At 52.3% G+C, this 390-nt stretch carries 1 protein-coding gene; it reads right to left on the reverse strand.

Translation table 11 applies throughout. From position 1 onward, the window contains the following. Positions 1-390 (reverse strand): transposase (locus QWF21_RS18130; RefSeq protein WP_330089436.1); only part of this gene is annotated, 390 nt, incomplete at both ends.

The raw sequence follows: 390 nt of genomic DNA on the forward strand, positions 1-390 counted from the left end.
TTCACATGCTGATTGCCGCGAACCCGGCCGATAAAGTGCCACCCGTGCTTGCGTACTTCTTTGAACCACGGGACTTTAAAGCCTGCATCGGTGACAATCACTGGCTTACAGTCGTCAGGAAGCATGAGTTTCAGGCGCTTCAGAAACTGCCTGTGTACCCGTGGACTGTTGTAATCATCGGTGGGTGCGACCATTTGTAGCAAGGTCAGTGAGCGACCTTCCAAGGCGAGGCTGGCTCGTAAAATGTGGTTCTGCTTCTTAGTATCGGCATTGCTCCAGTCCACCAGGATGATGGGGTGCTTACTGTTTGCCAGAATGGCTCTGGTCATCAATGCGTAGATGCAAGGCATTTCAGCCAGGAGTTTGTTGTTGCTAAGCAGTCGGTCTGCC

The sequence above is a fragment of the Alkalimonas mucilaginosa genome (assembly GCF_036327005.1).
GTDB classification, from domain to species: domain Bacteria; phylum Pseudomonadota; class Gammaproteobacteria; order Enterobacterales; family Alteromonadaceae; genus Alkalimonas; species Alkalimonas mucilaginosa.